Raw genomic sequence first — 20,001 nt, 5'->3', positions numbered from 1 at the left:
ATCCAGCACAAAGGGCTGTGTTCTCACAGCCCTCGGGTCATATATCATACATCCTATATCATAGGTTTCTCTCCCATCACAACGTGTATTTCAACGCCAGATTCACGATTCTCCCCTCTAACGGTGCCCAGATCGGGCGGAACGTAGGCTGAGTGATGGGACCGCTGACAACCGTTTCGAAATTGGCCTGTTTGATGTTAAAGAGGTTTTCGGCGTTTAGCACCAGCCGCCAGTGTTCGTTGTAGTGGTATTCGGCGGCTCCGGCAAAGAACCAGTAGTTCGCCACTTTCTGGTTGTTGTAGAGGTATTGCGAACCAACATACGCCGTCTCGATACCAAATCGGAAATGTTCATTTTCCCAGGCCAACGTAGTCGAAAATTTGTCTTGTGGAGCAAGGGGGAGGTAACTCGTATCGGTGGGGCCTGAGCTGGATTGCCCGTCGCGCCGGGCGAGGGTATGGTTGTAACCCAGGTACAATTCGTAGTCTTTGTATTCGAGCCGGACGTACGTATCCGTCCCGACACTAAAGAGGTTATAGGGCGCGTTGATCAACTGCGTATAGGCGCCCAGGTTACTCGATGTACTGGCAAAGGCCGACACTACCGGTGAGTTGACATAGGTATAGTAAAAGGCCTGATCAACTTGCAGCGAGACACCACTTTCGAATGTTTTCGAGTAGGCAATGTCCATGTTGGCCCCCACAGATTTTTCGGCTTTCACCGTGGCTACGTCGATAGGCAGCAGGCGGGGAAAAATCAGACTGACATTTAACGCGCCGGGTGTCTGGTTTACAAACAGATTCGGAGTTTTGTAGCCCGTTCCAACACTTACCCGTACGGTCCACGGATCGGCTGGCTTCAGCTTGACGGACAGGCGAGGCAACAGAAAGTTACCAAACGTATTGTGGTGATCGAAACGAAGTCCTGCCTGCAATGCTATTTTATCGCCCAACTGCCAGTCGTCCTGCACGAATCCGCCAATGGTTTGGTACGTGTAATCGACCAACCGGGTGCTGTCTGGTTTTTTGCGGAAGGCTTCAACGGTCAGATTCCCCCCAACAATAAGCTGATGTTGCCCAAATCGGACAAGGTCATTGCCTTCAAGATAAATTGACGACTGCCGCCCATCGGATAGTTTCTGGTAATCGGTGTTTTGGCGGTGAAATGTACTCACTGCCCCTTTCAGTGTCAGCGCGTTGCGTGGCGATGTGCTATGCGTCGCGTCAAAATCAACGGTATGCCGTTGTAAGTCCGTGATGTTCCGATAAGCGTTGGGCAGCGTGCCTTCCAGAGCCGCCAGATAGCCGCCTTCCCGATGTTCGTTAGTAAACGAATACCCGATGTTTACCCGCGTCTGATCCGATGGGTTGTAGAAAAACTTGGGGTGAAAATTGAACTGTTTGATCTGCGGGCTGTCGGTATAACCATCGTTGGTGACGTCGACGGCTGCCTGGTCGGTGTAACCCGAGAATAGGGTCAGGCCTGTTTTCCCATAGCGTTGGGAGTAATAGGCATTCAGGTTATTCTCTTTCAGACCCGAGTGATTCAACAGGGCCGTAAAGGTTGGTTTTTCAGAGGTAGGCGATTTTGACACAATATTGATCATACCGCCGATCGCGCCCCCGCCATAGAGTGTCGACACCGAGCCTTTAACTATTTCGACCTGCTTCAAATCCAGCGGTGGAATCTGTAGGACGCCCAGGTTCCCGGAGAAGCCTTCGTATAGCGGCAATCCGTCGCGCAGAATTTGCGTGTATTTGGGGTCAAGACCCTGCATTCGGATGGCCTGGTTGCCATTTACAGCCGATGTCCGCTGGATATGAATAATCGAAATGTCGCCCAGAATGCTACTCACGTTACCCGGTACAACGGCGCTTTCTTCATCCATATCTTCCTGGCCCAAGACTTCGACTTTAATGGGCAGATCCTCAATTCGGGAGTTGGTGCGGGTAGCGGTTACGGTCACTTCGTCGAGGGAGGCATCCTCGCTATGAAGCCGAAAAACGAGCGTATCGGCTGTAGTCGATATTGGGAATGATTCCGTTTCATAGCCGACGGCACTAACTGTTAGGGCGTTAATCGTAGCCGGTAAGTTAGCAATGATCGCAATGCCGGCCGCGTTGGTAACCGCTCCAATGATTGGTCTGATAGCTGTACGTACGGTGGCTGCAATAATGGGTTCGTGGGTCAGGCTATCTTCTACCCGAATGACGCGATTGGCCTGACCAAATGCAGAGCCAATGCCCAGCAGGAGCAAGCCAATAAAAAAGAGATTTTTCATCAGTGAATGATTTGCCTGCAAGTTTCGGGCGGAATTATGGAGAGAATTTGAAGAAAGGGCTACCTGGCCAAGGGGCGGTATGAATCTTGCCGCTTTTTTCGTGGTTACGCCCGTTTCTGCAATAGCCCAATCTTGAATTCATGCGTACCCTTATTGGTATCGTACTGGTACATTAGCGGCAAATGATAGCGGTCACAAATCTGTTTGACCAGGGCCAGACCCAAGCCTGTCGAGTCGGGGCGGGCGGGATTCTTAACGAACCGATGAAATAACTGGTTATCGGCAAAGGGCAGTGGTTCGCCAGTGTTCTGTATAGTTAAAGCTTTAGGGGTTAGCTCAATGTCAATGTAGCTGCTTGTTTTATCACTTTTCCTGCCTCCGTGCCGGGCCGCATTTTTCAGGAGGTTCGTGAGAAGGACGACCGCTAACTGCCGATTCATTTTTAGCGAAACATCAGGCGCAATCTTTTGAAGAACAGCCATGTTCTTGTGCTGAAAAAACGGCGTGTATTCCTCCGTGAATTGATTGACCAGTTCACTTAGGTTGACTAGTTCGTCGCTGGCAAACTGGTTATTTTCTACCTGTGTAAGCAACAGCAGCGACCGATTCAGGTGACTGAGCCGACCGAGGGCATCCGTGGCCCGTTGCAGGTGAGCGTGATCGTTTTCGGTCAGGTGTTCCGACTGCATCAGAAAATCCAGCTCCGCCGAGGCAACGGCCAGGGGTGTTTGTAGCTCGTGCGACGCATTCTCGGTGAACTGTTTCTGCAATGAAAATTGACGACGGAGCTTTTGCGTCAACTCGCCCAGCGATCGGTTCAGTAAACCGAACTCCCGGATCGTATTTTCCGGAAACACCGGCTCCACCCCCGAATCGAGTCGAACGCTACTAAGCTGGTCGATAGTGGTGTAGAAGGGTTCCCACAATCGTCGGGATAAACCCAAACCAACAACCACAGACACAGCTACCAGAATCAGAAAGCAGAGGATCACACCTATAGAGATTTCGCGCGTCAACTCACTGAACTCGTAGTACGGTTGTTGAATCGTTACCAGATAAATTTGCCCGTTAACCGAAACAGTTTCCTGCAACTGCCGAATAGGAATGGGTTTGTTGCTATCCAGAGAATCCAGGATGGTGATATCTGAAAACGTTGGCTTTTTTGTGAAGGTTACCCGTTCAATTCGGGGGTTATTATCCCAGTCCGTAAGTTGGGCGAGGGGATACTTCTGAAGTCGTAAGGCTGTTTGTTTGACTTGAGTCGTCAGAATCTCATCTACTTCATACCGAATTTTTCGGTGAATGAGCGTATAAAAGCCTACGGCGCCGACCAACGCAATAGTAAACGCTGTGATCAGCAAATAGCGGGCAGTCTGGCTCAGCAGGCTCATGGCAAACGGGTCGAAAAGAGATAGCCTGCCCCATAACGGGTCTGAATGTAGTCGGGGCAGCCCGCCAGGATGAGCTTCCGGCGTAGGTTTTTAACGTGTGTATACAGGAACTCGTGCGAGTCGGCAACATCCATTGCGTCGCCCCAAACGTGTTCGGCGATAGCTGATTTAGATAGGAGCCGGTCAGCATTTGTGACCAGAAAAAGGAGCAGGTCATATTCTTTTCCCGTTAGCTTAACATCGGCATCCTGCACACTGACGCGTTGTTGATCAGGCCAGAGTTTAAGCTCACCCGCACTTATGTGCGCCTGCCCGCCAAACAACCGACGGCGCAGCACCGACCGAAGCCGGGCGTTGAGTTCAGGCAGGTGGAATGGTTTGGTCAGGTAATCGTCGGCCCCGGCGTCGAGGCCGGTTAGCTTATCCATAAGCGCGTCTTTGGCCGTGACGACAATAATGCCTGCCGTTGACTGGCGGCTTTTTAATTCCCGCACCAGATCGAGACCATTTCCATCGGGAAGCATTAGGTCAATGATTAAGCAGTCGTAATCATAATCATGGGCTTTTTCAGCGCCCTGCCGGTATGTATTTGCCGTTGTTACGGTGTATCCTTCACCTGCCAGGTACTGCTGAACGGCAATTTGTAACGCGGGCTCGTCTTCAATTAAGAGTATTTTCATGGATTGTGCGGTTTTCGGTATACGGTTTTCGGTTTACGAAGGGCCGTTAACTGTAAACCATATACCGAAAACCGTAGGCCCTATTACTGGCTCCACTCGGTTGGCGTCCGGTCCCAGCGGTGTCCTTTTAGTTCACGTAATAATTCCGTCGATAATCCGTTGCCGTCGCTGGCGGCAATGTTAGCTTCTACGTTCCGAATCTGGCGCATGCCCGGAATAGTCGTATGGACATCGGGGTTACTCAGGATAAAGCGAAGCGCCATTTCAGGCATGCTCATACCGTCCGGAATAAGTGGCCGTAGGGCGTCGGCATGGTCGACACTGCTGTTGAGGTTTTCAGGAACGAAATACGTCGACCGCCAGTCGCTGGCCGGAAAGGTTGTTTCTTTCGTGAAGGTCCCAGTCAGTGTGCCTTCGTCGAAGGGAACGCGGGCAATGATACCAATATTCAGTTCACGGCAGAGCGGAAACAGGTTATCTTCGGGGTTCTGATCGAAGATGTTATAAATGACCTGAACCGCGTCGATAAGCCCTGTCCGGATCGTATTTAAGCTGTTGTCCGGCTCCCAACGATTCACTGACAGCCCCCAGGCCCGAACCTTGCCCTGCTGGGATAGTTTTGTAATGGCTTCCTTCCATTCGTCCTGATCGGACCAGGCATCTTCCCAAACGTGAAATTGCTGGAGATCAATCGTTTCGACACCGAGGTTTTTCAGGCTTTTTTCCGTGTATTCAACAATGTAATCCGCCGGAAAAACATCGGCTAGTTTGGACTCTGGTTTTGACGGCCACTGCCGGTTTTTGGGCGGAATCTTGGTGGCTGCATACAATTGCTTGTCGGGATTGTTTTTCAGCAATTGGTTCAGGATTTCTTCACTGACGCCATCGGCATAGGCCCAGGCGGTATCGAAAAAATTGCAGCCCAGGTCAACAGCCCGTTGCAGGGCGCGTAAGACTTCCTCTTTGTCGGAGCCAGTCCAACCGGCCAGGCCCCACATGCCATAGCCAATTTCAGAGATTTTCCAGCCAGTGCGGCCAAATGTGCGGTAATTCATAACAGGGTTTATCGTTTGTGGTTCGTAGTTTGTCGTTTGAAAAGACAAACGGTCTTGCAAACATCAAACAACGAACCACAAACAACAAACTAAGTTTTATAAATTATGCTTATCCGTATTGTTCGCATGACGTTTCAGGAAGATAAACTTGCTGACTTTCATGCCATTTTTGATCGCTCCAAACAGCGTATTCGCAATTTTCCCGGCAATCGCCAGCTTGACTTACTGCGTGACCCCAACCAGCCTAACGTTCGAATAACCTACAGCCTGTGGGAGTCAGCCGACGCACTGGAAGCCTATCGCCAGAGCGAGTTGTTTCGTACGACCTGGGCCGCGACGAAGGTTCTTTTTGCCGAACGGGCTGTGGCTTTCTCCGCCGAAAAACTGGAAGCCGTAAGTGCTTGACAACGTGAGTAAAAACACTTAGGTTTTGTCTTCTTCGATTGATTTGTCACGGATGTCTCTATGAATCGTCAGCGCGCTATCGTTTGGTTGACCACCTGTCTGCTAACCTGGCTGAGTACGATTACTTGGGCACAAACCACAACGATGCTTACCGGGTATGTGACCGATGCATCGACGGGGAAACCAATGCCGTTTGCCAATGTCTACCTGAACGGCACGACCCGTGGCACCGTCACCAATGAGCAGGGCTATTATTCCCTGTCGGGGGTTCCCCTCGGCACGGTTGAGGTGGTGGCTTCCTTCATCGGGTATCAACCCCATCGGCGCATCTTCCGGCTGGATGCCAGCCCCGATAATAAAGCTAGTTTTCGGCTGAAACCAAGTGACCAGACACTGGCCACCGTTACGGTTCGGGGGAATCCAAAAAAGTGGCAGCAACACCTCCGGCAGTTTAAACGGCAATTACTTGGTGAACCCTTTGGCGGCCAGTGCCAGATCATGAATGCCGATGCTCTGAGTTTTCATGTAGAGGATACTCATCTGAAAGCAACCGCCAGCGAGCCACTCGTCATTGAAAATCAGGCCTTAGGTTATCGGCTTTGGTACGATTTGCTCTATTTTGACGGAACGTCGCAGAAAGTTTATTATGCCGGGGCCACTCGTTTCGAAGAATTGAAAGCCACCGATGAGCGACAGGCTAACCGCTTTCGACGCAACCGGATGAGAGCCTACAAAGGATCGACCCGGCACTTGATGGCCAGCCTGATCGACAGCACCTATGAGAAAGAGGGCTTTCTGGTCTATCAGGAAGATCTGGTCGTGCCGATCGCCCGAAATCGGGAAAACCGAACTACCCTGTATGGGTCAGTGAATGGTCGCCTGAAACCATTGCGCGTAAGCGAACTGATTCAGCCGGGGCGATTACCCTCCGAACGACGGCTGGTTTCGAGCCGCCCGCTGGTAGTTTTTTATACCAATGCCACATCCCTCTATTCGCCTTACCTGGATGCACGTTACGCTTACTCGCAGATCGTGCTGCCGGCCGGGCAATTGGAGATGACGATCGACGGAACGGTCACACTCCCTCTGGGCGCCGAAATGCAGGGCTCGCTGGCCGATGATCGCCTGTCGACGATGCTGCCTGCCGACTGGACGCCAAATCCTGCCGATGCGGACCCAATCACAACGGGTGTACCTGTTGCTACGCAGGGGAAATTCATGCCGCCCGATGCCCGTATGAATCGAATTGCTACGGCGTTTAATGACCGGTTCAAGACCCTGGCACCGGTTGTGTTTCTGCATACCGACAAACCTTTATACGCGACTGGTGACCGACTCTGGCTTAGTGCTTACGTGCTGGATGCTGCAACCAATCGCCGACCACTGGGCGAAACCGCCATTCATGCTGATCTGCTAACCGCTTCCGGAAAGCTCGTACAGCACCAGTGGCTACGGGTGCTGGATGGACGCGCTGTCGGCAATTTTCGGTTGTCCGATTCGCTGACCACCGGTACATATCGGTTGAGGGCATACACCGATGAGGACGATGGTCAACGCCGACCCGCCTTTGACCGGTCAATTGCGGTCTATAACATACTCCAGGGCGCAGCCGCTAAAGTGGTCGATACGGCCCGGAAGGCAGTGGATGTGCAGGTTTTGCCCGAAGGTGGGCGCTGGCTGGTCGGATTACCCGCCCGGCTGGGCGTTAAAATCACGCAGCCAGATGGGCACGGGCTTCTAATACCGGGCCGGATTGTGAATGAGGAAGGGCAGGAGATTATAAAATTCACGACCAATGCCGTAGGAATAGGCAGCCTTGTGATGACGCCCGTGGCGGGTCGTAAGTATTATGCGGAAGTCCTGTATAATGACATGCATCAGTTGGTGCCGTTGCCCATGGCTGACCAGGAAGGACTCACGCTGTCGGCCGATGTGGTGACTGATACCAACCGAGTGGCCCTTGGTATTATTGGTACGAATAAACCCGCAAAAGATTCGGTTTACATTGTCATTCAACAGCAGGGGCGACTGGTCGACCAGCGGAAAATTCTGCTCGAAAATGGGATGGCGCGGGTAAGCCTGCCGACGGCTGCACTGCCTGCGGGGCTCAACCAGATCACGCTTTACGACGCCACAGCTCGCCCGCAAGCCGAACGGCTGGTGTTTATCCCCGAACGAGTGCCTCCTGTGCGGGTGATACTTGGCTTGAATAAAGCCCACTACCAACCGCGGGAGCAGGCGATTCTGAGCGTTAACTTAAATGATGACGGACTGCCTGTGGTAGCGGCTCTATCGGCGTCTATCACCGATGTGGGGCAGGTCCCTTCCGACACGGCTTCGGCTACGATTCATACACACCTTCTGCTAACAGGTGAACTGCGGGGCCGGGTGGAGCAACCCAATCAATACGTTCAGACAAATTCACTGGAAACCCGCCGGGCGTTGGATGACCTGCTCTTAACCCAGGGCTGGCGACGGGTGAGCGGTACGCCGGATACCGAATTGCTCGGTGGCGTATCGCTGATGGGCCGGGTACTGAATGCGAAAAATCAACCGATAGCTGGAGCTCAGGTCATGGTGGCGTCTACCGCATCCGGGCAGTCGTTTGTCCGGTCGGCCGGAGCCGACGAGCGGGGACGGTTTCGGCTGGCGGGTTTTGCCATTGCCGACACGCTTAAACTAATGACTCAGATTACGGATCGGCAATTGAAGGACATTTCAGCGAAAGAGGCCCACCTGGTGCTCGAAGGGCCAGAAACCTCCTGGGAGCCCGATACGATTCGTGCTCTTCCTGATTGGGTTACCCTGCGTGCTCAACTGGATGCAGCCCGAATCCGTCAGGAAAGTGATGCAGACCTGTACCGCGACAAAACCGCTAAACTGTTAAAAGAAGTGACCGTACGGGCAAGAAAGCCGAACGAACGCCCGGATTATGTGGAGCGGATGAGCCTGCACAGCAATGCTGATGCCACGCTCGTGTTCGATGATAAATCACCCCGCTATACAAACCTATATGAGATGATTCGGGGTAAGGTAGCGGGTGTTTCGGTAAATCAGAATCAGTCAGGTGGGTATCAGGTAATTATTCGGGGTGTGGGTAGCTTGGTTAGCAGTCCGCAGCCGTTGTTTCTGATGGATGGCATGTCGATACAGGACAATGACGGGACCGCTCTATTGTCCTTCAGTCCCGGTGATATTGATCGGATCGAGGTCCTGAAAAACGGAACCACGGCGGGTACCTACGGTATTCGCGGGGGTAATGGGGTTATTGCTTTTTACTCAAAACGGTTCCGGCCTGGTCAGGAGAAAAAGGAAGAAAGAGCAGGGATGAGGCCCATACAGGTTATTGGTTATCCATCGGTTCAGCGGGAGTTTTATGTGCCCCGTTATGAAGCCACAGCCGAAGCACCATCGGGGCACATTGATCGTCGGGATGTATTATACTGGAAGCCGCAGCTACAAACCGATAGCCAGGGGCACAGCCAGCTGATGTTTCCGTTGTCGGATGTTGTCCGAACAATACGGGTCGTTGTGCAGGGTATCACGGCTGATGGGCGACCTGTGGTTGGGGCCGCTTTACTTCATGTTCAATAAATCGATTATTTACCCCATGCGGGTGTTGGAGTGCCGGCATCGAAAAGCTCATCGATGTAATAGTCCCGGCGCGGGCGTCTGTCGCAATCATCATTACCAATTGGGTAGCGGCAAGTGGCATAGACGGTCACATCGTTGGGATTCATCAGACTGGCAAAGGCTCCATTCGGGAATTTGTCTGTTTTGTGTGCCCTTGTGAGCAGGCAGTGCCCAAGCTCATGAAAAACCAGACACTCCCGTTCATACTGACTGGCTTGCTGCCAGCAAAACGCATCGCTGTTAAGCGTGATACGGGGTGTTTTTCCATTTTCTAACTGGCACTCGCCACAAATATCCTCGCCTACGGCCGTTCCGAAGGTAATAATCAGGTTATTCGTTGAAACGGGATTGTTTCGTTTTTTTGCTTCGTCCCGAAATGATTTAACAAAAAGTTCTACCTCTGTCGGCACACTGTATTGGACCGGCTCGGGCTGGGAACTGGACTGGCAACTTGTCAGGCCTGCCAGCAAAAGCAGGATCAGGAGCGAAACGGGACGCATAGAAATTGGGGTAGGAATACCGTTAAAGCTACAGTCTGGAACGCGAGTTTGCAAGTCGGGCTATCGGGCGAGCGAGTAGCTGATCTGAACGGAGTATAATTTGCCGGAACTGCCCTTATTGTAGCCCCTGACCAACGCGCCGTTTATGCGAATAATTTCTCTGTTGCTGATTTGTTTTGCCATTGTCAACCATGCCCATGCTCAGCCTGAAGCCATAAAGAAAAACCCATTTGCGGGGTACATCAACAACCGCAAACCCCTGCGGCCCAATCCCTATATCGAATTACCTTTAGGGGCTATCAAAGCACAGGGCTGGTTAAAGGAAATGCTGGTTCGGCAAAAAAATGGAGCTTCGGGTCATCTTGACGAACTGTATCCGCTTGTGATGGGCCCGCGCAATGGCTGGCTCGGTGGAGATGGCGATCAGTGGGAGCGTGGGCCCTACTGGATTGATGGGCTGTTGCCGCTGGCCTACCTGCTGGATGATCAGGAACTGATTGCCAAAACCAAACCCTGGGTAGAATGGGCCATTGCCAGCCAACAGCCTAATGGCTATTTCGGCCCCCTGAAAGACTACCCCCAGGAAGCCGGTGTTCAACGCGACAACTGTCAGGATTGGTGGCCTAAGATGGTGATGCTTAAAATCCTGAAGCAATATTATTCCGCAACCGGCGATCAGCGGGTGATCAGCTTGATGACTCGTTATTTCAAATACCAGTTGCAACAGCTACCGATTCATCCGCTCGACCATTGGACATTCTGGGCACGCTACCGGGGTGGTGATAACCTGATGGTCGTTTACTGGCTATACAACATAACGGGTGATGCTTTCCTGCTCAAACTGGCTGATCTGCTGCATAAGCAAACGTTTGATTATACGGATGGCTTTCTGAATACCAATTTCTTATCGCAGGAGGGAAGTATACACTGCGTGAATCTGGCCCAGGGCATTAAGGAACCACTCATTTATTACCAGCACCATGCCGACCCGAAATACTTACAGGCAGTCAACAAGGGCATGGCCGATATTCGCCGATACAATGGCATGGCGCACGGTTTGTACGGGGGCGACGAAGCACTGCACGGCAACAACCCGACGCAGGGATCAGAATTGTGCACGGCTGTGGAAATGATGTTCAGCCTGGAAAGTATGCTCGGTATTACAGGCGGTGTTGCCTACGCCGACCAGTTGGAAAAAATCGCGTTCAACGCCCTGCCCGCGCAGATTAGCGACGATTTTATGGGTCGCCAGTATTTTCAGCAGGCTAATCAGGTACAGCTTACGCGCCACATCCGGAATTTTGATGTCAATCACGGTGGCACGGATGGGTGCATCGGTTTGCTCACCGGCTATCCCTGCTGCACTTCGAACATGCATCAGGGCTGGCCCAAGTTTACCCAGAACCTCTGGTATGCTACCGGTGCGCCGGGGCGACCTGACAGGGGGCTGGCAGCCTTGTTGTATTCGCCCAGCGAGGTCAGGGCGTTTGTGGGAAATGGTACAGAAGTAAAATTTGTGGAGGAGACAGACTACCCATTCCGCGAAACTATAAAGTTTACATTGACAACCGATGAAAAAGTAAAGTCGGTTGCGTTTCCCTTTCACCTGCGAATTCCCGCCTGGTGTGCAAAAGCGACTGTTTCTGTAAATGGTAAACGCTGGAAGGAGTCGGCTGGTAATCAAATTATTGTGGTATCCCGTGAGTGGAAATCAGGCGATGTTGTAGAGCTTTCATTACCCATGCACGTCTTCAAAAATCAGTGGTACGAGAATTCAATCTCGGTAGAGCGCGGCCCGTTGACCTATGCACTTAAAGTAGGGGAAGAATGGAAAAAAGTGGTTAACGACAAGGACCCTATCGATTATGGAAAACAATATTTTGAAGTTCGCCCCACCACGCCCTGGAACTACGGACTGGTAGATGTTCCGGATGCTAAAATGGAGCAGTCCATTAAGGTAACGCAGGCCAAACAAGTGGCTAACTATCCGTGGAATCTGGAAAATGTACCCAGCGAAATCCGCCTGAAAGCCCGGCGAATCCCCTCCTGGCAATTGTACAACGAAATGGCAGGTCCCATTCCTTACAGCATCACTTATGGTATGGTGACCGAAAAAGAGGAAGAGGAGGTTATTCTGGTTCCATACGGTTGTACGACGCTTCGAATTTCTCAGTTCCCCGTATTGCGAAAAAGGGATTAGCGCATACCCGAATGGCGCCAGGCTCTGGCCTGGCACCATTCGGGTATACGGTCCGTGAGGACACAGACCGAGGAGTAGTAGCCTGATCATCAGACAACCGCTGCCCCTGACTTTATCGTCACGGCTGAACCATCGGCGAGAAAGATCGAACGGGGCGGTTGCTCGAAAAAGGGCGCAAACTGGCGGCCGTACAATTGCTCTATATCGCAATGCACGTCGTAAGTATTTACGGGGAAGATTGACCAGGTCGGATGTACGACTTCATACTCCGAAGTACGATGGACGCCCCGACGGGTATAGCCCCAATAATGCTCCGTAATGAAGGCCTCTTCACCGTCGGCTACCAACGGGTGCCCCTGTTGATCGGCGTTTACCTCAATGTGATTCCAGGTTGAGCCGACTTCCCATTCGTAGCGAATATGCTGTGTTTGCCCGTCGGTTTCCCAACGGTGGCGCATCGGGTGGGTTGCATACGGTTCGCCGTAAAGTGTATTGGCCACCAGCGAAATAGCTAATTTGGGGACAATCTCTTTAACAAAAACAACACCTCGTTTCCAGCCGGTCTCGGTTTTGCGTCGAACATAAAAACGAAGATTGAACTCTTCAAATTCCGTGTGAAAGGGCACCGGTATACGGCCCAATAATTTCACCCGCTGGAAATAAAACCCGACCAGGCTTCCGTAACAAATACCATTAAATTCGTCCAGCTCGGTGCCATAGGGAACCAGCGGCTCCAATACGCTCCGATTCAGGGCGTAGTTGGCAAAGATCAGGTTTCGCCACTCGGCGCTTAAAAAGGTAGTAGCCATTCAGAACGGTTGTTAATACGGAAACGGATGCGTGTGTGGAGATGGCCTGAATAGTTTCTCCTTCATTGACGCATCTGTGTGCCAGGAATGTAGTGCCGTTCCCAGGCCAGCCACGCCACCACCGATAAGCAGGCGGCAAACCACACGAAAGGCAGCCGTAAGTCGAGCAGAGATAACCCGCCGAAGACGAGTGTTGTTACAAAACTGGCTACCCCTTGCAGGGCCTGGTTAGTCCCGAAGATTTCGCCCCGGTCTTCATCTGTCGTCAACTGTGCCATCAGCCCCTCAATCAACCCCTGAATGAGCGAGAACGTCAGGCAATCGATGGTGACCAGAACATACAGCCAAACCATTGACGTGCCGACCAGACCATAGCCACCTAAAATGGGAACGCCCAGCAGCGCAAGCCAGAAAATACCCCGTCGCTGGTTGATCCGGTCGGCGATGTAGGTATAAAATACATAGCTGATGACGACGCTCAGCGCGCCAAAATACATGAAGAAATAGGAGATACCCTTGGCATCCATTTGTAATGCCCCAAAACTAACGAAGGTGACAAAGTAGAAATAATAACCGGTGCTGAGCGTAAGTGCCAACTGCATCATGACCAGTTTCTTCAGGCCATTGTATTGCCGATCCTTGGCCAGCAGGCGTGTCCAGAGCGTATGTACATTCAGTGCTTGAACCAGTTCGGTTTTCAGCGCGGCTGTTTCAACCGAAGCGTCGGACCGTCCCGGCGGATTAGGATGGGTTTCGCGCAGGAGCCAGCTCAGAACCATATTCAGGCCCGACAGGCTAACGGCCATAATCGCCACGACCCTGGCCTGGCTGCCCTGCACAACATCGAAGGTTGTGAGCAACAGCCCTGATGCAGCCGGACCGATCACAAAGCCAAGCGAAATAATAGCTCCCTCGATCCCCAGGTTTTTAAACAGGCTTTCTTTGGGTGAAATGTCCGTAATGGCCGACCGGACAGTGGCGTACATGCCGTTTGTGGTCCCATCGCTTATCCGGTTGGCGAAATAATAACCGACCCGGACCGGCAGCAGCAGGCAGTCCGCAAGAAATGTACCAACTGCCGAAATGATGAAAATAGGTCGTCGGCCATAGCCATCAGATAGTTTCCCCAGCAATGGTGCCGAGAACAGTTGCATCCCCAGAAAGAGCGCCGTACCCACTGCCAGCCATAGCTGAGGCCGTTGCAGGCCCTTGACAAATTCCGGCAAAATGGGCCCTACAGCCGAACCTACTATGACATCAATAAAAATAATGGCATAAATATGTACTAAACGATAATCGCGGGCAGGCCGGCGGATTGGCATACAAAAAGGTTTCTAAACTAATGGCACCGATGGCGCGAAGCTCTTGCTTCGTGCCCACTATTATCCGGCCTCTGGCCGTTCATGAGCGAAGGTATTTTCAATTGTTAACAAACCGGCCGGAGGCCGGGTAATAATAGGCACAAAGCAAGAGCTTCGCGCCATCTCAACTTCATTCCTCCTCACTCATTAAAATGTCAGGATATAAAACTGACACAGAAAAGACTGGCCAAATTCATGAACAACGCGTTGGTACGTTGATTGAAAACCATACCGTTCGTAGAACTGCATCAGCTTGGGCCGCGTGGCATCGGTTTCGAGCTGTAAAGTTTTGATACCGCGTTTCAGACACTCCTCCCGACAGAAGTTAATGATTTCTGCGAATAAATTTTGTCCCTTGAACGGTCGCCGGATCGCGAGTTTGTGAATAAAGCCCGAGGTGTTAGCTGGTACCTCAGGCCAGTAAAGCGGGTCTTCCCATTGTAGAATAAAAACCGCTGCCGGTTCTGGCTCCACTCCGCTGTTCTGGTCGGCGTACATCACATACAGATTGTTTGTGGTGTATTCATCCAACAGGTTTTCAGCGGTGAGTTCGTCAACATTCCAGAGTTCGCGATCATTGTCGACAAGCCATTGGCCAACTTCCCGAAGGACGTTAATGGCCACTTCCGGCTGATCGTTTCGGAAAGAAAGTGTCATCGTCTTTCTGTATTAAATCCAGGATTGTGGATAATGAGTTCCTTTAGCGTTAGTATGGCGCTGATGGCGCGAGGCTCCAGCCTCACGCCTATCCCCGCACCTGTCACTTCTTGCCTAATCCAGAACCATCATCAATCACGTTGCTTAATGTCGATACGCCGTTTTCGTCAAAGGCTTCGATGGCAAAGTAATAGGGTACGCCAACATTCAGCGCCCGTAACTCGAATGTATTTGGCTGGTCGTTCCAGAACTGATACGTTTGATAAAGTTTATCAGGAGCAATGCCCCAGCGTATGTTATAGCCCACTGCGCCCGGCACTTTGCTCCAGGAAAGATCGGCATTGCGCTGGTCTTTCTGTCGTTTGACCGTTAAGGATGCGGGGGTAGCTGGGGCCTTTCCCAAGCCATTGCCAAATACCCGAAACGCATTAATGGCCAAATGCGATCCGGCTACATACCCATGTTCATAACGCACATAGCGTGCCCGAGCTGGTTTTTCCAGTTCCATATAAGCGCAGGCCCGGTCGCGTTTGGGCTCTTTGCGTTCTGCCGTATCGGTCAGGTCGGCGACGACTGTCCACTTTTTGTTATCCGTCGAGGTTAGTATTTTGAACTGCGTGTACACCGTCGAATCGGAATCATAAATGGTTTGGCGATAATCAATGTAGTCCACCTGCACCGCCCGAACGTCGCGTTCGGCACCCAGGTCGAGGGTTAGGGTTTCGCCGGGTTTATTCTGAGCCGCTACCCAGAACGTTCGCGGATTTTCGTCCGTCGTTTTATCGGCCGACAGGCTATCGACGGCCGATGCTTTGAACGTAGACGAAGCAACCGCTGGTTTGCGGTAGGAAAGGAGCATCCAGCCTGTAAATAGTTCGTCGCTATTCTGCCCGGCTTTTGTGGCCAGGTAGTGCGGAAAATCACCGAACCGCGTGTTGACAAACAACTGATTGTCTTTGTCAAAGCCGGCCGGATTCATCACAATACGTCGTTCCATGCCCCAGTTATGACCAATCCAGGTCGTGCCTGTGTTCCAGTAATTACCGAAATTGTCCTGAAACGTGTTGCCGTGCCCGCAGCCCGTAGCAAACCCGCCCGGTTTGTAGGCAATGGGGTTGTATGGCGCATATTCGAACGGGCCCAGCGGGTCTTTACTTACATAGGTACCGTTACCGTATACATTGTATTCTGTGCCCGGAGCGCTGTACTGCAGGTAATAAGTGCCTTTATACTTGGTCATCCAGGCACCTTCCATAAATGGCTTGAATGGGTCCGAGTGATTGGGGCCGAAGCGTTCCCAGCCATGTTTGTACGGATCGAGCCAGAGCATAGCCTTGTACGATTCTGCCGGATTATTTCCGGCATACGTCAGGTTGCGTTTTTTGTCCAGCTCAGCCCCAAAAAGCGGGTATACGTTCGATGAGCCCCAGTACATATACCATTTGTCGGTGTCATCGTCGTGGAACAAGGCCGGGTCCCAGGGGCCAATATCTTTGGGTAGACGTGGCATCCAGCGATTCAGAAATTTGAGTTTTCCTTTCTCCGGTTCTGTCGAATAAAAAATAGGGCGTTGCTCAAATGTGGACTGAAACAGGTACATCGTGTCGCGGACGGAAAGAGCCGCCGGGGCGCACATATCCTCCATCGGCCATTTGTCGGGGACAATGTACCGCCAGTTCACTAAATCTTTCGAGTGCCACCAGCCACCCTGTATAGTTACAAAAAGGTAGTACTCGTTTTTGTGGTTGATAATGACCGGGTCGGCCCCGGAGCGGTAAGAAATCTTTTCATTCAACTGCTCGAAATTGTACCGATAACTAATATCCATCGGATTGCAATACGTACGGGCCACGCTTGGTCGGGCCACGCTTGGTTTCTGCTGCCCAACTGCTGGCTGGATACCGAAAAGAAGAATGCCGATCAGCAGGAAAAATGAGAATAGGAATCGCACGGAATGGTCAGGTTTAGGAGGGTCATTAACATTTGCACAGGCTTACAAGTTAAGCACCTATGACCGATATAAACAAAACTATCCTGCAATCCCTGGGCAGTGGTTTGGCGGGTGCCTGTGCACTGACAGCTCTCCACGAAACGGCCCGTCAGTTTATTCCAGAAGCGCCCCGTGCCGACATTCTGGGCATGCGCGCCATCAAAAAAGTGATGAACAAGGTTGATGAGGAGCCACCCGCCGACGATGAACTGCATGACTGGGCATTGGGCGGTGATATTGTTTCCAACGCAATCTATTACAGCTTAATTGGGCTGGCTAAACCAAAAGATGCGTTACTGACTGGAGCGGCTTTAGGACTGGCTGCGGGCGTTGGTGCCGTAGCGCTGCCCGGCCCAATGGGTTTAGGAACGGCGCCCAGCAGCCGCACAACGGCCACGGCCGCTATGACGGTTGGCTGGTATCTATTTGGAGGATTGATAACTGCTGGCGCCTATATCCTGATGAAGCGCCGGTAACGGACCCGTAAACTGGGTTGGTTGATGGTCTGATTTCGGATGCTCAACCAATTGCCTGTACAGGGCGAGCGGATAAACCCTCCTCAATCAGTTCCCGGTTTACCCAGACGCCAGCCAGGCTACCGTTGGTTACGGCCATGCTTACCTGGCGCATGGGCGAACTATTGTCCCCCGCCGTGAACACACCCGGCACGTTGGTTTTGCCAAACCCGGATGTATCGACTAAGCCTGACTCGGTCATAGCGCAGCCCAACTGTTTGGCCAGATCAGAATGTTGCCGGAACGGCACCCGGCTATACAATGCATCTACGGCGTAGGTGGACCCATCGGCAAATTGAAGTTCTGTAAGCTGGCCCTGGTCGTGTGCTATGGCAGTAAGGGTCGTCTCAATAATGGGCACGTTGAGTTGATCGATGCGCTGGCGCTGGTCCGGCGAGAGCGTTGCGGGTCCGTTGGTAAACAAGGTTAGGTTGGCACTCCAATGTTGAATAAGATAAACCAGTTCATAAGCCGTATCCCCGTTGGCCAGAACGCCTAACCGCTGACCAGCTACCTCATAGCCGTGGCAATAGGGGCAGTGTAGAACGGACCGGCCCCAGCATTCGGCAAAGCCACTGATGGGCGGCATCAGATCCTCGACGCCAGTTGCCAAAATTAGCTTTCTTGACCTGACCCGTTGGCCACCATCGGTTTCAATCACGAAGCCATCCAGATTGGAATACGCTTTGGTGGCTAAATCGGAAAGAAACGATACGGAAGGATAGCGGAGAACCTGCTCGCGGGCGATGGTGCCGATGTTGGCTGGTGTCTCCCCGTCCCGTGTCAAAAAATTATGCGAGTGGGGTGTTTGCCGATTGCAAGGTTTGCCACTGTCAATCACGAGTACTTTGCGCAACGAGCGCCCTAGGGTCATGGCAGCACTCAGGCCAGAATAGCTGCCACCTACAATAATTACATCAAAAAGAAGATTCTGTTCCATAGCTGCTTATTAATTTTTAGGCAAAGATAAGGCGCCATTTCACAAATGCAACTATGTTGCATTTGTGAAATGGCGCCTGCAATGATTTATCTTCGTTGGATGATTGCTACGACACCCGATACACCTTATTATGCCGTTATTTTCACCTCCATCCGCACGGAATTCGAAGATGGTTATGCGGATATGGCTACCCGAATGGTCGAGATGGCTCATGCGCAACCAGGTTTTCTTGGTGTCGAATCAGCCCGAACGGAAATCGGTATTACGGTATCCTACTGGGAAAGTCTGGAGTCAATTCGGGGGTGGAAACACGTCCTCGATCATCGGATTGCCCAGCAAATAGGCCGCGAACGCTGGTATGAGCGCTACAAAGTCCGCGTGTGCAAAGTGGAGCGGGATTATAGCTTCGAGCTATAACTTATCTTTCCTGGATCCGTGGTTTGTGAGGACACGAACCACGGAATAGATGATTGAGTAATTTGATTATACTTCAAAGTTTATGTCCGTGGTTCGTGTCCTCACGAACCACTCGTGCGTCAGCCAAGTTTGCTTACCGGAAAGGTGGTTTGTGAGGACACGAACCACGGACGGAGTGCATGGCTGCATGGCCAAAATGGATCGTAGATGGCTTGGCCCGGACTATATCTCGTTTAATAATTAGCACACTTCTGCTTCACATTCATCTTTAGTCGTGGTTTCGGTTTCGAGCGTAGCATGACTGATCTTCTGATGTTCAAGCCTGTGGCGGGCCTCGTGCTTAAGGGTGGCAATCTGCGAATCGGAGAGGCCCGGTTGCAGCACGAGGTGAGCCGTCAGGGCATTTTCGGTGGTGCTCATCGCCCACACATGCACATGGTGTACGTCCTGCACACCCGACACCGCCCGCAGGTCAGCCAGTACGGTTGGCAGGTCGATGTCCGCCGGGACGCCATCCATTGAAAGCCGCAGACTATCCGTCAGCAAACGCCAGGTCGATCCCATAATCACAACGGCAACCAGAATGCCGATAACCGGATCGAGCCAGGTCCAGTTGGTATAACTGATAACAATGCCCGACACGACCACACCCAGTGATACCAGCGCATCGGTTGCCAGGTGCAGATAAGCCCCTTTTACATTCAAATCATGCTCTTTATCCCGAAAAAACAGCATGGCGGAGGCCGCATTGACTAGCATTCCCAGGCCCGCAACCCAGGCTACAGCCCCACCCGCTACTGGTTCGGGGTGCCGGAACCGGCTGATACTTTCCCACAAAATAGCGCCAATGGTGATCAAAAGAATAACGGCATTGGTGAGCGACGCCAGTACTGTGCTTTTTCGGAAGCCATACGTAAAACTCGGCGTTTGCCGAACCCGCGCCAACCGAAAGGCGAGCAGTGACAGCAACAGGCTGGCCACATCGCTCAGGTTATGGCCCGCATCGGCAACGAGGGCGAGTGAATTATAATAGAATCCGAGGACGAATTCCACAACGACATAGCCCGCGTTCAGAATGGCCCCGATAATCAACGCCCGGTTGATGGACGTCAATACGGTGGGACCGTGGTGGTGACCGGCGTGGTCGTGGTTATGATCGTGAGCCAT

Annotated in this window: 16 protein-coding genes; 5 read left to right on the top strand and 11 right to left on the bottom strand. The window is 52.1% G+C overall.

Annotated features, from left to right (window positions below; all coding sequences use genetic code 11):
* Window positions 1-76: 76 nt before the first annotated feature.
* From SD10_RS24530 to SD10_RS24515, 4 genes are all read right to left on the bottom strand, one after another.
* The gene (locus SD10_RS24530) at window positions 77-2,281 is read right to left on the bottom strand and encodes a TonB-dependent receptor (RefSeq protein WP_046577570.1); all 2,205 of its coding nucleotides are present in this window, start codon (window positions 2,279-2,281) and stop codon (window positions 77-79) included.
* Between the two features lie 104 nt (window positions 2,282-2,385).
* Window positions 2,386-3,672, bottom strand: coding sequence for a sensor histidine kinase (locus SD10_RS24525; protein ID WP_046577568.1), 1,287 nt, complete (start codon window positions 3,670-3,672; stop codon window positions 2,386-2,388).
* A complete protein-coding gene (locus SD10_RS24520; RefSeq protein ID WP_046577566.1) occupies window positions 3,669-4,352 on the bottom strand; it encodes a response regulator transcription factor in 684 nt (227 codons plus the stop codon). The genes SD10_RS24525 and SD10_RS24520 overlap by 4 nt, the downstream gene beginning before the upstream one ends.
* An 83-nt stretch (window positions 4,353-4,435) precedes the next feature.
* Window positions 4,436-5,407: an aldo/keto reductase gene (locus SD10_RS24515; protein WP_046577564.1), complete on the bottom strand. Its 972-nt coding sequence runs from the start codon at window positions 5,405-5,407 to the stop codon at window positions 4,436-4,438.
* Between the two features lie 105 nt (window positions 5,408-5,512).
* Between SD10_RS24515 and SD10_RS24510 the strand changes: the two genes are divergently transcribed.
* Together SD10_RS24510 and SD10_RS24505 are read left to right on the top strand one after the other, a co-directional pair.
* Window positions 5,513-5,812, top strand: a complete 300-nt coding sequence (locus tag SD10_RS24510) for a putative quinol monooxygenase (protein ID WP_046577562.1) — start codon at window positions 5,513-5,515, stop codon at window positions 5,810-5,812.
* 60 nt (window positions 5,813-5,872) lie between these two features.
* Entirely contained in the window at window positions 5,873-9,406 is a 3,534-nt protein-coding gene (locus SD10_RS24505) for a carboxypeptidase regulatory-like domain-containing protein (RefSeq protein ID WP_046577559.1), read from the top strand.
* Between the two features lie 5 nt (window positions 9,407-9,411).
* On the opposite strand, the gene SD10_RS24500 is transcribed toward SD10_RS24505, so the two are convergent.
* The gene (locus SD10_RS24500) at window positions 9,412-9,945 is read right to left on the bottom strand and encodes a hypothetical protein (RefSeq protein WP_046577557.1); all 534 of its coding nucleotides are present in this window, start codon (window positions 9,943-9,945) and stop codon (window positions 9,412-9,414) included.
* Window positions 9,946-10,090: 145 nt separating this feature from the next.
* Here SD10_RS24500 and SD10_RS24495 point away from each other — a divergent pair, with 145 nt between their 5' ends.
* Window positions 10,091-12,145: a beta-L-arabinofuranosidase domain-containing protein gene (locus SD10_RS24495; RefSeq protein WP_052731286.1), complete on the top strand. Its 2,055-nt coding sequence runs from the start codon at window positions 10,091-10,093 to the stop codon at window positions 12,143-12,145.
* An 89-nt stretch (window positions 12,146-12,234) separates the two neighbouring features.
* On the opposite strand, the gene SD10_RS24490 is transcribed toward SD10_RS24495, so the two are convergent.
* From SD10_RS24490 to SD10_RS24475, 4 genes are all read right to left on the bottom strand, one after another.
* Complete coding sequence (locus SD10_RS24490; RefSeq protein WP_046577554.1) at window positions 12,235-12,954, bottom strand: YqjF family protein; 720 nt, start codon at window positions 12,952-12,954, stop codon at window positions 12,235-12,237.
* A 62-nt stretch (window positions 12,955-13,016) separates the two neighbouring features.
* Window positions 13,017-14,276: an MFS transporter gene (locus tag SD10_RS24485; RefSeq protein WP_046577552.1), complete on the bottom strand. Its 1,260-nt coding sequence runs from the start codon at window positions 14,274-14,276 to the stop codon at window positions 13,017-13,019.
* 186 nt (window positions 14,277-14,462) lie between these two features.
* A complete protein-coding gene (locus SD10_RS24480; protein WP_046577550.1) occupies window positions 14,463-14,972 on the bottom strand; it encodes a GNAT family N-acetyltransferase in 510 nt (169 codons plus the stop codon).
* Between the two features lie 103 nt (window positions 14,973-15,075).
* Window positions 15,076-16,923 (bottom strand): family 43 glycosylhydrolase, encoded by a 1,848-nt coding sequence (locus SD10_RS24475; RefSeq protein ID WP_082111684.1) that lies wholly within the window; start codon window positions 16,921-16,923, stop codon window positions 15,076-15,078.
* Between the two features lie 59 nt (window positions 16,924-16,982).
* Between SD10_RS24475 and SD10_RS24470 the strand changes: the two genes are divergently transcribed.
* A complete protein-coding gene (locus SD10_RS24470; protein ID WP_046577548.1) occupies window positions 16,983-17,438 on the top strand; it encodes a hypothetical protein in 456 nt (151 codons plus the stop codon).
* Window positions 17,439-17,481: 43 nt separating this feature from the next.
* On the opposite strand, the gene SD10_RS24465 is transcribed toward SD10_RS24470, so the two are convergent.
* Window positions 17,482-18,417: an NAD(P)/FAD-dependent oxidoreductase gene (locus SD10_RS24465; protein ID WP_046577546.1), complete on the bottom strand. Its 936-nt coding sequence runs from the start codon at window positions 18,415-18,417 to the stop codon at window positions 17,482-17,484.
* An 81-nt stretch (window positions 18,418-18,498) separates the two neighbouring features.
* On the opposite strand from SD10_RS24465, the gene SD10_RS24460 reads away from it, so the two are divergent.
* The gene (locus tag SD10_RS24460) at window positions 18,499-18,834 is read left to right on the top strand and encodes an antibiotic biosynthesis monooxygenase family protein (RefSeq protein WP_227699060.1); all 336 of its coding nucleotides are present in this window, start codon (window positions 18,499-18,501) and stop codon (window positions 18,832-18,834) included.
* Window positions 18,835-19,074: 240 nt separating this feature from the next.
* On the opposite strand, the gene SD10_RS24455 is transcribed toward SD10_RS24460, so the two are convergent.
* A complete protein-coding gene (locus tag SD10_RS24455; protein WP_046577545.1) occupies window positions 19,075-20,001 on the bottom strand; it encodes a cation diffusion facilitator family transporter in 927 nt (308 codons plus the stop codon).

This window comes from Spirosoma radiotolerans (assembly GCF_000974425.1).
GTDB lineage: Bacteria > Bacteroidota > Bacteroidia > Cytophagales > Spirosomataceae > Spirosoma > Spirosoma radiotolerans.
Note: the sequence above shows the minus strand (reverse complement) of the source record. Positions and strands in the feature narration are given on the sequence as shown.

Excerpts from the sequence above, each read along its gene's own strand:
- SD10_RS24520 (WP_046577566.1), bottom strand. The coding sequence starts at position 4,352 with ATGAAAATACTCTTAATTGAAGACGAGCCCGCGTTACAAATTGCCGTT.
- SD10_RS24525 (WP_046577568.1), bottom strand. The coding sequence starts at position 3,672 with ATGAGCCTGCTGAGCCAGACTGCCCGCTATTTGCTGATCACAGCGTTT.
- SD10_RS24460 (WP_227699060.1), top strand. The coding sequence starts at position 18,499 with ATGATTTATCTTCGTTGGATGATTGCTACGACACCCGATACACCTTAT.
- SD10_RS24530 (WP_046577570.1), bottom strand. The coding sequence starts at position 2,281 with ATGAAAAATCTCTTTTTTATTGGCTTGCTCCTGCTGGGCATTGGCTCT.
- SD10_RS24455 (WP_046577545.1), bottom strand. The coding sequence starts at position 20,001 with ATGGCTCACGATCATAACCACGACCACGCCGGTCACCACCACGGTCCC.
- SD10_RS24510 (WP_046577562.1), top strand. The coding sequence starts at position 5,513 with ATGCTTATCCGTATTGTTCGCATGACGTTTCAGGAAGATAAACTTGCT.
- SD10_RS24500 (WP_046577557.1), bottom strand. The coding sequence starts at position 9,945 with ATGCGTCCCGTTTCGCTCCTGATCCTGCTTTTGCTGGCAGGCCTGACA.
- SD10_RS24465 (WP_046577546.1), bottom strand. The coding sequence starts at position 18,417 with ATGGAACAGAATCTTCTTTTTGATGTAATTATTGTAGGTGGCAGCTAT.
- SD10_RS24485 (WP_046577552.1), bottom strand. The coding sequence starts at position 14,276 with ATGCCAATCCGCCGGCCTGCCCGCGATTATCGTTTAGTACATATTTAT.
- SD10_RS24490 (WP_046577554.1), bottom strand. The coding sequence starts at position 12,954 with ATGGCTACTACCTTTTTAAGCGCCGAGTGGCGAAACCTGATCTTTGCC.
- SD10_RS24515 (WP_046577564.1), bottom strand. The coding sequence starts at position 5,407 with ATGAATTACCGCACATTTGGCCGCACTGGCTGGAAAATCTCTGAAATT.
- SD10_RS24470 (WP_046577548.1), top strand. The coding sequence starts at position 16,983 with ATGACCGATATAAACAAAACTATCCTGCAATCCCTGGGCAGTGGTTTG.
- SD10_RS24495 (WP_052731286.1), top strand. The coding sequence starts at position 10,091 with ATGCGAATAATTTCTCTGTTGCTGATTTGTTTTGCCATTGTCAACCAT.
- SD10_RS24505 (WP_046577559.1), top strand. The coding sequence starts at position 5,873 with ATGAATCGTCAGCGCGCTATCGTTTGGTTGACCACCTGTCTGCTAACC.
- SD10_RS24480 (WP_046577550.1), bottom strand. The coding sequence starts at position 14,972 with ATGACACTTTCTTTCCGAAACGATCAGCCGGAAGTGGCCATTAACGTC.